This is a genomic window from Streptosporangium sp. OZ121, assembly GCF_051918885.1.
Classification (GTDB): domain Bacteria; phylum Actinomycetota; class Actinomycetes; order Streptosporangiales; family Streptosporangiaceae; genus Streptosporangium.
In genome coordinates, this window is the sequence record NZ_JBPXMC010000034.1 from 59,244 (window position 1) to 71,602 (window position 12,359).

Here is a 12,359-nt window from a genome sequence, read left to right on the forward strand (position 1 = left end):
TTCATCCTGAGTCACGGCCCTCCTCGACGAGCTGCAGCACGAGGATCGCTTGAACGAGTGCGGTCGCGCGGTGCGGGCAACAGCGCAGCTTGCTCAGCACCTTCCAGGACTTCAAGGTCGCGACGGCACGCTCGCCGATGGCTCGGATACGGGCATGGGCGCGGTTGACGTCCCGCTGTCCGCGCGACAACCAAGGCCGATGGCGATGCCGTTTGAACGGCGTGCGGATCGTGTGGCCCGCGCCTTGATAGCTCTTATCTGCGAAGGTCTTCACACCGGCGCAGGTCAAGGCGTCGACCAGGCCGACCGTCCGAGCGGCGCTCATGTCGTGAACGGCGCCCGGCAGCGCCGGCGAGGCCCACACCAGGCGACCCGCGGGATCGGCAAGCAGCTGCACGTTCATCCCGTGCTGCTTGTGTTTCCCGCTGTAGTACGGCCGCTCATCAGCCAGGCGATCAATGGGGATGAGGGTGCCGTCCACGATGACGTAGGCCAGCCGGAACGCCCGCTGAACGGCGGCGTGCACGTCATCGGCCAGCGCAGCCAGCAGATCGACGCTTTCACGCGCGTAGCGCCAAGCCGTGGTGGTACCGATCGCGAAGCCTGCGGCCAGCCGGGCGTAGGTGTCACCGTTGCGCAGGTGAGCCAAGACCAGCAGCGCCTGCTGGGCCGGGTCCAACCTCCGCCACCGACAGCGGCGTTCGGCCCGCTGCGCGCGGATCAGTTCGGCCAGGCGGACCAGGGTGCGGTCAGACAGCGGAATCGAGGCACGGTAAGACAGCAACGAGGCTCCCGGTTGGGGCATCGGATCTTGGTCGACTGCTGTCTTACCGGGAGCCTCCTCTCACCCGCCACCGCTCTGCGCAGACCCGTCGTGACCAGGACCGTCAGGTTGAAAAGAGCTCACTCCATCCAGACGCCGCGCGTCGGGCTGGTGATGGCCGACCGCACCCCCGAACCGGTGCTGGCCCGCGCCCTGCCGGAGGTCACCCGCGACCTCGACCTGCGCGACACCTTCGACCGGATGCTCCATGATCACCTAAGCCGATAGCGAGCACTCTCGGCCGCCCAAGGTGATCGGCAGCCAGTTACTGACAATCAAATCCATGTGCAACAACCTTCAAGCAAGATCTTTTAGAAACCACTACTTCAACACCGCTATCACCATCTCTAATTACGATCTACCTAACATCAACACAATCTGTCATAATTCCTTACAAGATCAATTCAAGACTTAGACCGAAGGTATCTGCGATACATCTTGGGCTGCTCCCGCCATCAGTGGCCCTGCCATCGTCGTTACCGCCACCGTCTGGACGGGGGTCGCATGGCCTGGGTGAATGTGCTCGGTCCCTGCATGGAGCAGGTGGATTATCGATTACGGGAGGGCGCCGGTTGTGGCGTACCGCATGCGGGCGAGCGCGGTCACGACCCCAGTGAGGAACTGGACGGGCAGCTGAGCTACCGGCTGGGCGGTGAGCGCGGGCTGGTGTGGGTCGGTGAGGGTCTGCGTGAGGTGGGCATCGTCCCGGGCACTGCGCTGACGGCCGACCAGCACGGTATGGCGCGGGCATTGATGAACGGTGAGGACCCGATTACCGGCGAGCTGCTGATGAAGGCCAAGCATGTCGTCGATCCGCGCGGCAAGCTGCCTGCGGCGCCGCTTGGGGAGGCGCTGGAGGCTACCGCAGCCAAGCGCGGCATCACTGTGGAGGGCCTGTTGGCCGCCCGCCCGGCGATGGTCAAGCGGGCGGCTCAGATGGCACGCGGTATCGCTCGGCAGGGCGAGGCGCACCTGGTGCGCATTGGTGATCTGGAACGGTTGGCTTTCGCCGCCGGTGTCGACCTGGCAGAGGTGTACGAGCGAGAAGAACTGGCGCACGCGCGTAAGTGGCGCGACGCACGGGTTCGCATCGGCAACCGCGGCTATGACCTGACTCTTGACGTGACCAAGAGCGTGTCGGTGCTGATCGGGCTGGCCGACCCCGGCTTCGCCGCGGCACTGGAAGGCGTCGCCGCTGAAGCGGTGTTCGAGACGGTCGCGGCGGTTGAGCAGTGGGTGGGCTACGGTCAGCGAGGTCACCAGGGCGACGGCCGGCTGGCTGAGCAGATGGGCACGAGCGGGTTGCTCGGCTGGGTGATGACGCACCGAACCGCGCGTCCGGTGGGGGTGTCGGCGCCGGATCCGCACTGGCACGCGCACGTGGTGATCGTGAACGCAGCGCGCGGGTTGGATGGGAAATGGTCGGCGGTCGCGTCCGGAGGTCGGGACTTGTACCGGCACGCGCACGCCGCCGACGCCTTCTTCAAGGCGCGAGTGCGCCGAGTGGCGACTGAGCACTACGGCATCGCCTGGATCCGGAATCCGGAGACCGGAGAGTGGGAGATCGCGGCCATTCCAGCCGCGGTACGGACGTTGTTCTCCAAGCGTGACGGCCAGGTGAAGCAGGTACTGACCAAACTCGGTTTCGCCGCTGGAGAGGCCTCCCGACGGGCCAAGAAGGTGGCCTCGGCCGAAAGCCGCCAGCACAGAACAGACCCCGGGCAAGCCGAGTTACGCGCCGACTGGCACAACCAGCTCGAAGCGACCGGCATGGACCCGGTCGCGCTGGTCGCAGCCTGCCGTAGTGGCACACCGTTTCCCGTGCGGCCTTCTCCGATAGAGATCGCGGCGTGGATCTGGCGGCCGGAGAGCGGGTTGACCGCGCATCGCAAGGAGGTGTCCCGGGCCGCTGTGCTGGCCGCGGTCCTGGATGCGCTCCCCGACGGGGTGACGGATCTGGCCGAGGCCGAGACGCTGGCCGATGAGGTGCTGGCACTGGCTCCAGCGGTGCGGCTGAGTGATGCCGGAGCGCGTCACATGGCCAACTCCGCTCGCTACACCAACACCGACATCCTTGCCGCCGAACAGGCCCTACTGGCCACCGTGCGCCGCCGCTACAACGGCGGTGTGGCCGTGCTGGACGCTGATGCCGTCCGCCTGGCCCTGGACACCTTCCAGGTCGGCCACCAGATGGCCTTCACCGGCGAGCAACGAGCTGTGCTGGAACGAGTCCTGCGCGCCGGGCACGGGGTAGAAGCGATCATCGGCGTGCCCGGCGCGGGCAAGACCACGTTGATGGCCGCCGCCCGCGCCGCCTACGAGAGCCGTGGCTTGGTGGTCCGGGGCGCGGCCACCGCGGCGGTCGCCGCCGCCACCCTGCGCGCCGAATCCGGCATCGGCACTGACACGATCACCACCTGGCTACTGCGCATCCAGCGCGGACAGGGGTTGGCCGGGGTGGACGCGCTGGTGGTCGACGAAGCCGCCATGGTCGACGACCGCCAGTTGGCCACTCTCCTGGACAACGCTGAACGGCACGGCACCAAGGTGGTGCTCCTCGGGGACCCAAAGCAACTGCGCGCGATAGGCGTGGGCGGTGGATTCGCCGCCATCCACCGCCAGGTCGACGGGCTGGTGCTGCGGCAGAACCGCCGCCAGCGCGACCCCCTCGAACGCCAAGCCCTGGAGTTGTTCCGAGCCGGCCAACGCCGCCAAGCCCTGCACACCTGGGCCTCAGGCGGCCACGTACACGCCGAGGCAGGAGCCGACGACACGATGGCCCGGCTGATCGCCGACTGGGCCGGCGCCCGGCAACCGTACCGGGGCGTCGAAGGGCCGGGCGTGCATGATGAACTGGCCGACCTGCTGGTGCTGGCAGGAACGAACGAGGCTGCCAACCGGCTCAACCTGGCCGCCCGAGCGATTCGCCGCGAACTGGGCGAGCTGTCCGGCCCTGAACGCCTCTACCACCTGGCCGGCGGCTCAAGCATCGCCCTGGCCGTCGGGGACCACGTACGGGTACGCAAGAACGACTACCGCGCCCGCCGCGGTGAGGGCCCGGTGGACGTTCTCAATGGCTACCGCGGCCATGTCACCGCCATCGACAGCAGGCGGGGCGTACAGGTCGAGTGGCGTCAGGCTGGGCTGGATGGAGCCGCACTGATACGTGAATGGGTGAGCCCCGCCTACATCGCGGCTGGTGGCCTGTCGTACGGCACCGTGATGACCGTGGCTTCCGCCCAAGGTCTGACCGGTCGAAACACGTTCGTCTACGGTCTGGGCCTGGACCCGAACAGCGCGTACACGGCCCTGAGCCGCGATCGGCACAGCGCCCACCTGTACTTACCTCTTGAGCTCCTGGAAAGCAACGCCGACCGGCTCCGCCACGGCCCAACCCGCGGCCCGGCCGACGAACTGCAGCGCGCCCTGGCAGCCTACGCCACGGCCCTCTACGACGACCGCGCCGACCAGCTCTTGACTCCCGAACCCGAACCCATCGCCCACCAGACAGGCCTCACCCAGCCTGTCCAAGCAGACGCGTCTTCATACGCCGAGTTCGAGCGTGCCCAAGCCGAGGTGCAGGCCGCCGATCGCGCGGCTCGCATCACCGTGCAGCGCGCCCGTGTCCTGCAGTCCCTCACCAACTCCCCCTATGGTGTCGGGTTGGCCGACGACGCCGAGCTGGGTCACCGCATGAGCCGACTCGGAAGACAACTCGACACGACGGTCGCCGAGGCTAGAGCCGCCGAACAGATCGCTCAGCGCCTGGCCGCTGAGGGCGGAGGTCCACAAGAACGATGCCTGCTGGCCGAGCGCGCCGACATCGAGGAGCAGAGCAGCCGGATTGAGGCGGCCGAGGCTGCCGCCCTCCAGCTCCAGAAGGCACGCCAGGCGGTCACCGAGGGCCGCCGGCGCCTGACTGAGCTGCGCCGGCAAGAGCATGCCGTCAAGGACGAACTGGCCAGCCTGCGCCCGTGGCAGCGAGGCCGCCGCCGAGACCTGACGGCCGAGCTCATCGACCTGCACGAAAGCGAGGAGCGCATAATCCAGCGCCTCGCGCCGATCCGTGCTCACGGCCCTGCCTTGGAAGAGTCCGCTCGCCAGACCGCCGCACAGGCCCCGCTGGTTGGCACCTGGCCGCACCTGCGCCGCCGCCACGCCGAACTGTCGCACTCCTTCGACATCAGCCTGCAGGCTGCCCGAGACAGCGACGTCGACATCGTCCAGATGCGCGTTCAAGAGCTTCGCCAAGCTCATGAGGCCGCTCAGCGCGAACTCACCACGATCCAACGCGAGATCATGCGCCGCGTCGACCTGTCACCTGACCAGCGCGGCCTCGAACGAGCCGTCCGAGCCGAACAGGCCACAGCAAAGCGACCGGACGCTCAGCCGTCCCACAGCCGCATCAACCAGCGTGGCCCCTCCCCGGCATACCGGCCACCGACCAATCGCATTCGCAACGATCTTCGTCGTGGGTCTGGCTTCAGTATGTGAGCACGGAAGCGTAGGCGCCGCCTGGCGCGAGAGAGCGTCACTGCCTTTCGCGAGCTCTGGAAGAAGACGCCGGCAGGCGGAATCGTCAGAAACGATCTTCTTCGATGGCGGGCGAGGATCGCGGCCGCCCGGATCTTCCTCGCAAGCCGATGATGGCCTGCGCGGAGCCACACCTCCAGGTAGTCGTCCCTCGCTCCGCTCGGGCCGCTCCACCTGGACCTGCGGCTCCGCGCAGGCCGATTCGGCTGCTGCCAGGAAGAGCCCGGAACTCCGAGAGGGAGAAATCTCGAAGGTGCGTGGCATTGCACGCGCGGCGTTCTGAAGGATGGAGCTCGAAGGGGCGCGTGGAGGGGGTCAGCGGCTTTCGAGGTCTTTCACGCGAGACTCCAGATCTTCTACGCGTTCGGCCAGCCGGCGCACCTCGGTCATCACCTGCTGAAGTTCGGAGGACGGCTCATTCTGATCAGGAGGCTTGACCACGTATGTGCCGCGCGTCGATTGCGTGCTGATCAGGCCATCGTGCGCGAGTTCGTCCAAGGCTCGACGGACCGTCTCGACGGCCACGCCGTAGCGCTGGGCCAACTGCCGCCGCGCCGGAAGCCGCTCGCCGAGCTTGAGTCGACCTGCCGCCACCTCTTGACGCAGGTTGTCTGCGATCTGCAGGTAGGCAGGCCGAGGATCGCTGAAATCAGGCACGGACACATCACCAAGGCTAAGCCCTTCAGCTGTACTAGGAAAGCATAGTTGAGCTACACCTAAATTGAACTAGTACAGTGGTGTCTACCTAGGTAAAATTGATCGTCGGGCAAGGAGGAAAGGTGGGAGCGATCAGCATGGGCTGATGGCTCCCACCTGGTGTGATGTCGGCCGTGCTTTGGATCACTAGCCGCATGGATGTGCGTGCATGGCAAATCAGCGGTGCGGTGTGAAGGTGATGAAGGCTCAGAGGGATCACGAAGCGCTCAAGCGCGAGGCAAATCTTCTGACTCGTTTGAGTCAAGCCCAGCAAAGGGATTTGTGTCATCATGGGAGATACGTCTGCTACGTGCGTGATTCCTGGAACACGAGGGGGTGAGACGTCTGGGGGAGCACTGGTAGACGAGAAGCGGACAACTACGCATGTCGGCGTAGCTGAACAGCTCCCCGCCGAATCATGAAGTTGGCCCTCTGCACGTTCACTACAGAAGGACCCGGCGCCCGCATTGCTTCGAGGCTGGCCGGCGCCGGGCCTCCCATCAGACCCACTCGAAAGGAGTAGGTCATGTTCAGCATCCCATCGATCGCGAGCACGGACACCCTAGGGGTGCCCCAATGGCTCATGCGTCGGCTGCTGACTCTCGTCACTACTCTGACGGGACGCGGGCATCTTGACAAGATCTCAGCGATCGGAGTCAATGCCGATGGCTGAGACCGTCTGGCTGTCGTCGGATGGCCCCCATGGTGACGACTACACCAGCGAGGTCGCCGCAGCCGTGTCCGAGGCCGTCCGGGTCCTCAACCACGCCACGCTCTCCCATGTCGGCGTCACTTATCCGTCCACCGTGTATGACGTCCTCGGCCGTATCGGCAGTTCGACAGCCGGGCTTGACCAACTGCTGGGGCAACTCGGCGAGGCGTTGCGGCGCATGCAGGAATCCGGGCAACTGGGTGACGATCATGGCGACCCCGCCGAGCGACTTGACAAGGCTCTGTCAGAACTTGCGGCAGCCCGGAAGTCAGCACGTGACCTCGCGCTCCGAATCGACCGTGCCTTCAACACCACGGCCGGTCTGCATCTGACGTACAGAGGCAGGCACTAGATGAAACGGGAAGGGCTGTACTTCGACGACCGATTCCCGACTCGGAGGCAGGTAGCAGGCCTGTCGGACGCCGCATTCCGTATACATTTCACAGCGATCTTCTGGTGTGCCCGCAACCTGACCGACGGTGCGGTACTCCAGGAAGACCTGATCGACGTGTGTCCGCGAGTGCGGAAGCCGCTGCGCTTCATCGCCGAACTCGTGTCCCGGGGTACCTGGCATCCGCCTGGCGAAGAGTGTCCCTCCGATCTCTGCCCGGCGCCGGTGGCGAAGGGGTGGGTGATTCACGACTTCTTCGCATTCGTGCCCGCTAAGGAGCGGGTGGAGAAAGAACGGAAAGCCAACGCCGAGCGGCAGAAAAGGTGGCGAGACAGGCGACGTGACCGGACCGAGCCACACGCCGTCGACGGTGGCGTTGGTAACGCCAAACGTAACGCGTTACTAACGCCACGCAGTTCCGTCCAGTCCCCGAAGGGGACTAGGACGGAAGAAGATGAAGAAAATCAGTCATCTTCTCGCCGTAACGCGCGTGCCTGGGCGAACGACGACGACTCCATCGATCGCGGTATCGTCCAGCTCCTGGCTGAGTTGACCGGCCGCGAGATCCGCCTCCTCGACGCGGCCGCGATCCGCCACACGATCCTCGATGGCCGGCCCGTCAAGCACCGAAGTCGCTACGTGGCCACGGCAATCGAGGATGACCCCGACAGGTTCCTGCCTGCGGTCAAGGGCGTCGAGCCCAGTCCGTCGCTGAAGATCGCCCCAAATTGGTGCGGTCACTGCGACGAGCGCACCCGGCAGGTGGAACTTCACGACAACACTGTGGCGCGCTGCCCGACGTGCCACCCACTCGTGGCTAAGAGATCTGCGTCATGACCAGACGCAAAGCACTGTCCTGCTTGAGAAAACACCGCGGGCAGCCTGCGCTTTCGACGTCACGGAAACATCCGACCCGCCGCCCTGCCGAGATGCCAGCCGCAACGTGCGGATCTACGCCAAGGTACGGCGGCAAAACGGCCCCGACTCCAGTACCGCCAAGCACGTCGCCGGGGCCGCACCCCTACCCGCCAGCAACTAACGCATAGGAGCGCCTCTCATCATGACCGCATCCACCACTCGTAAACAGCGGACTCCGCACATCGTCTTACCAAGTGGACCGCCCCGCCTGACGCCCGGCGCCGCCACGGAACTGCTCGCCATCCTGCTGGAGGCTCACCAAACCATGCTCGTCAACCGCCCCAACGTCGCATAGGACCCATGAACACCATCCGCTTCGCCTTCTACGGCCGGGTCTCCACCGAGGACAAGCAGGATCCCCAGTCCTCGCGAGGCTGGCAGATCACCCGCTCCCGCGCGCTCATCGAGTCGCGCGGGGGCGTGATCGTCACCGAGTTCTTCGACGTCGACAAGTCCCGCTCGATCCCCTGGCAGCGCCGCCCGCACGCGGCGGCGCTGCTCGCCGAACTACGCAACCCCGACCGCGGCTTCGACGCGGTGGTGATCGGTGAGCCGCAACGAGCCTTCTACGGCAACCAGTACGGCCTGACCTTTCCCGTCTTCGAGCACTTCAGGGTCCCGCTCTGGGTGCCCGAGGTGGGCGGCCCCATCGACCCGAACAACGAGGCCCATGACCTCGTCATGAGCGTGTTCGGTGGTATGAGCAAAGGCGAGCGCAACCGCATCAAGATCCGCGTGCGCAGCGCCATGTCAGCCCAAGCCCAGATGGAAGGCCGCTTTCTGGGAGGTCGGCCGCCTTATGGCTACCGGCTGGCCGACGCGGGCCCACACCCCAACCCGGCCAAGGCAGCCGACGGCAAACGTGCTCACCGGCTGGAGCTTGATCCCGTCGCCGCGCCCGTGGTGGAAGAGATCTTCGCGGTCTTCCTCGACGGCTACGGCCTGTTCGCCATTGCCGAAAGACTGACCCGCAACGGGATTCCCAGCCCATCAGCTCACGATCCAGACCGGAACCGTCACCGCTCCGGCATCGCCTGGTCCAAGAGCGCGGTGCGCGCCATCTTGACCAACCCCCGCTACACCGGCCACCAGGTGTGGAACCGCCAGCGTAAGGATGAGGTCCTCATCGATGTGGACGACGTCGGCCTGGGCCACACAACGAAGCTCAGGTGGAACTCCAAGCAGGACTGGGTCTGGTCGAAGACAGTCGTTCACCCGCCGATCGTGTCCACGGAGGACTTCGACGCCGTGCAGATGACGCTGACGGGGCGAGGCGATCGCCACACCGACAAGACCCGCAAGCGCACTCCCAAGCCGTATCAGCTCCGGGGGCTGCTGTACTGCGGTGTCTGCGACCGCAGAATGCAGGGCCAATGGGTCAACGACGCGGCCTACTACCGTTGCCGCTTCCCCGAGGAGTATGCCTTGGCCAACCACCTCATGCATCCCCGCAACGTCTACCTACGAGAGGACCGCGTCGTCCCGCGACTGGACCGCTGGCTCGGCCGGCTGTTCGCGCCCCACAACGTTGATCAGACTCTCGACGTCCTGGCGGCCGCACAGGACGTGACACCGCCCGAGGCCCAAGCACTCGCTGTGGCACGCCGCCAGATCACCGAGTGTGACCGCAAGCTCGCCCAGCATCGGGCTGCCCTTGAGGCGGGCGCCGACCCGGCGCTCGTCGCCGGATGGATCCAGGAAGAGCTTGTCCGCAAGACCGCGGTCGAGCAACGTCTCGGCCGCGCGCACGTACTGCCTCAGAGGCGGCTGGGGCGTGATGAGCTGGCGGAGATCACGCACAGGCTTGGAGACATGGTGCGAGTTCTCTCGAATGCCGACCCGATCCGGAAGGCCAAGATCTACACGAACATCGGACTGCGGCTGATCTACCATCCGTCAAAACAGAAAGTCCTGGTCACGTCTGCACGTGACCAGGACCCCATAGGCCACCGGTTTGTGTCCGAGGGGGGACTTGAACCCCCATGCCCCGCAAAGGGCACTAGCACCTCAAGCTAGCGCGTCTGCCTATTCCGCCACCCGGACGTGGTGCCTGCACGTGGGACCGTCATCCCGCGTCGGCGGACTTAGGTTAGCAAACTCTTGAGCCGGCGTCATATCGGTAAGAGGGCGGGCAAGGGCGAGGTGCCGGGAAGGGGGGTCCGGCGGCAGGATGGGAGGTGGAAGCCGTACCGAACCCCAAGGAGTCCCACATGACGGCGATCAACGCTGAGGACGAGGTCGTCGGGCTGTGCCGCGACCTGATCCGGATCGACTCGACCAACGCGGGCGACAACTCGGGGCCCGGTGAGCGGGCCGCCGCCGAGTACGTGGCCGAGAAGCTGTCGGAGGTCGGGCTGGAGCCGAAGATCCTGGAGTCGGACAGCCGCCGGGCCAACGTGATCGCCCGCATCGCGGGGGAGGACTCCTCCCGCGACGCACTGCTGCTCCACGGGCACCTGGACGTCGTCCCCTTCAACGCGGACGACTGGACCCAGCACCCGCTCAGCGGCGAGATCGCCGACGGCTGCGTCTGGGGGCGCGGCGCGGTCGACATGAAGAACATGGACGCGATGATCCTCGCGGTCGTACGGCAGCGGCTCAGCGAGGGCCGCCGCCCGCCGAGGGACGTGGTGCTGGCGTTCACCGCCGACGAGGAGGCGGGCGGCAAGTACGGCGCGCAGTGGCTGGCCGACGAGCACAAGGACCTGTTCGACGGGTGTTCCGAGGCGATCGGCGAGGTGGGCGGGTTCAGCGTCTCCATCGACGAGGCGCGCAGGCTCTACCTGATCGAGGCCGCCGAGAAGGGCATCGCCTGGATGCGCCTTACCGCCACGGGCAGGGCCGGGCACGGTTCCATGCTCAACGCCGAGAACGCGGTCACCGAGCTGGCCGAGGCGGTGGGCCGCATCGGCCGGTACGAGTGGCCGGTCCGGATGACGCGGACGGTCAGGACGTTCCTGGAGGAGACCTCCAGGGCCCTGGAGCTGGACCTCGACCTCGACGACGCCGAGAAGACCGTCGCCAAGCTGGGGCCGCTCGCCAGGATGATCGGCGCCACGCTGCGCAACACCGCCAACCCCACGATGCTGGAGGCCGGCTACAAGGCCAACGTGATCCCCCAGGCCGCGACCGCCCACGTGGACGGCCGCTTCCTGCCGGGGTACGAGGACGAGTTCTTCGAGACGCTCGACGGACTGCTCGGCCCCAATGTGACCAGGGAGTTCGTCTACCACGACATCGCCATCGAGACCGGCTTCGACGGGCCGCTGGTGCGCGCGATGGCCGACGCCCTCGCCGCCGAGGACCCGGGCGCGCTGGCCGTGCCGTACACGCTGTCGGGGGGTACGGACCTCAAGGCGTTCAGCAGGCTGGGCATCCGGGGGTTCGGGTTCGCGCCGCTGAGGCTGCCCGCGGACCTGGACTTCTCCGGGATGTTCCATGGCATCGACGAGAGGGTGCCGGTGGATTCGCTCCGGTTCGGGGTCCGGGTCCTTGACCGTTTCCTGGACGGCTGCTGAGTCGTTCCCGGGAAATCCGTTGTGTTGACTCGATGTGGTGCTAGCGTAACTCTCCGTTGAGGGATGGCTCGTGTCCAAACGGGCCCGTCCAGGAGCTTTGGGGAGGTCACGTGGCACGTGTGCCGCACGGACAGTGGAGGGCGTCCTCGCCCGCTGTTCGACGCGCGCCCGTGGCCCTTCCCGTCGACGACACGATCCCCGACCGGGCTGACCGGATGGCGCGGTTCGCGGCCGGCACTCGGCGGGGCGTCAGGCAAGCCCTCGCTATCGGCGGTCTCCTGGCCGCCGCATGGCTGCTCGCGGTCGTCTTCGGGCTCCTCGGCGCCGCTCCCGCGATCGCGGACACCACCGCGACGACAGGAGAGGCAGGCTCCCAGACCCCTCACACAGCCGCTTCCGGATCGGCTTCCAGAGCCGATGTCTTCCCCACGGTCAGCGGCGGGCTGTCGGCGACGCACAATGCCGAAGCCATGGCGGGGCGAGGTGTGGACGGGCTCACCAGCCAGTCCAAGCCGGGGTTCCCGGTCCCCGCCACCGTCGAACACGGCTCTGGCGCCAATGGATTCGTGCCCCAGAGCGGTGGTGGATCCGGCCTCCCAGGACCGGGTCCGGGGGATGTCGCGTGGTTCGCCTACGACCCGCGGCAGATGACGCGGCGTGTCCCGCCGGCGTTCGTGCTCCCCCCTGTCGTCCGCACAGCGGCGGACGATCCTTCTTTCTCTCCTGACTGATCTCGTCTCGCGGACCGGCCCATCCCCTCTCGGGTGA

At 66.6% G+C, this 12,359-nt stretch carries 8 protein-coding genes, 1 tRNA gene and 1 pseudogene; 6 read left to right on the plus strand and 4 right to left on the minus strand.

Translation table 11 applies throughout. The features are described from left to right. Position 1: 1 nt before the first annotated feature. Positions 2–784, minus strand: a complete 783-nt coding sequence (locus tag ACTOQ1_RS37210) for a transposase family protein (protein WP_440072709.1) — start codon at positions 782–784, stop codon at positions 2–4. 108 nt (positions 785–892) lie between these two features. Between ACTOQ1_RS37210 and ACTOQ1_RS37215 the strand changes: the two genes are divergently transcribed. Both ACTOQ1_RS37215 and mobF read left to right on the plus strand, forming a co-directional pair. Further along, entirely contained in the window at positions 893–1,051 is a 159-nt protein-coding gene (locus ACTOQ1_RS37215) for a hypothetical protein (protein ID WP_440072711.1), read from the plus strand. A 276-nt stretch (positions 1,052–1,327) separates the two neighbouring features. Further along, the gene (gene mobF, locus ACTOQ1_RS37220; protein ID WP_440072712.1) at positions 1,328–5,317 is read left to right on the plus strand and encodes a MobF family relaxase; all 3,990 of its coding nucleotides are present in this window, start codon (positions 1,328–1,330) and stop codon (positions 5,315–5,317) included. A gap of 354 nt (positions 5,318–5,671) precedes the next feature. On the opposite strand, the gene ACTOQ1_RS37225 is transcribed toward mobF, so the two are convergent. Next, positions 5,672–6,019 (minus strand): GntR family transcriptional regulator, encoded by a 348-nt coding sequence (locus tag ACTOQ1_RS37225; RefSeq protein WP_440072714.1) that lies wholly within the window; start codon positions 6,017–6,019, stop codon positions 5,672–5,674. 698 nt (positions 6,020–6,717) lie between these two features. Between ACTOQ1_RS37225 and ACTOQ1_RS37230 the strand changes: the two genes are divergently transcribed. The 3 genes and pseudogenes from ACTOQ1_RS37230 to ACTOQ1_RS37240 all read left to right on the plus strand — a co-directional run. Beyond that, the gene (locus tag ACTOQ1_RS37230; protein ID WP_440072716.1) at positions 6,718–7,116 is read left to right on the plus strand and encodes a hypothetical protein; all 399 of its coding nucleotides are present in this window, start codon (positions 6,718–6,720) and stop codon (positions 7,114–7,116) included. After that, positions 7,117–7,992: a hypothetical protein gene (locus ACTOQ1_RS37235; protein WP_440072717.1), complete on the plus strand. Its 876-nt coding sequence runs from the start codon at positions 7,117–7,119 to the stop codon at positions 7,990–7,992. A 381-nt stretch (positions 7,993–8,373) separates the two neighbouring features. Continuing rightward, a pseudogene (locus tag ACTOQ1_RS37240) lies at positions 8,374–9,486 on the plus strand (recombinase family protein); the annotation flags it as partial. Positions 9,487–9,534: 48 nt separating this feature from the next. Here ACTOQ1_RS37240 and ACTOQ1_RS37245 read toward each other — a convergent pair. Both ACTOQ1_RS37245 and ACTOQ1_RS37250 read right to left on the minus strand, forming a co-directional pair. Further along, positions 9,535–9,966, minus strand: coding sequence for a hypothetical protein (locus tag ACTOQ1_RS37245; protein ID WP_440072719.1), 432 nt, complete (start codon positions 9,964–9,966; stop codon positions 9,535–9,537). A gap of 64 nt (positions 9,967–10,030) precedes the next feature. Further along, positions 10,031–10,116, minus strand: a tRNA-Leu gene (locus ACTOQ1_RS37250). A 167-nt stretch (positions 10,117–10,283) separates the two neighbouring features. Between ACTOQ1_RS37250 and ACTOQ1_RS37255 the strand changes: the two genes are divergently transcribed. Continuing rightward, positions 10,284–11,591 carry a M20/M25/M40 family metallo-hydrolase gene (locus ACTOQ1_RS37255; protein WP_440072721.1) on the plus strand — a complete coding sequence of 436 codons (1,308 nt, stop codon included), beginning with the start codon at positions 10,284–10,286 and terminating at the stop codon, positions 11,589–11,591. Positions 11,592–12,359 lie beyond the last annotated feature (768 nt).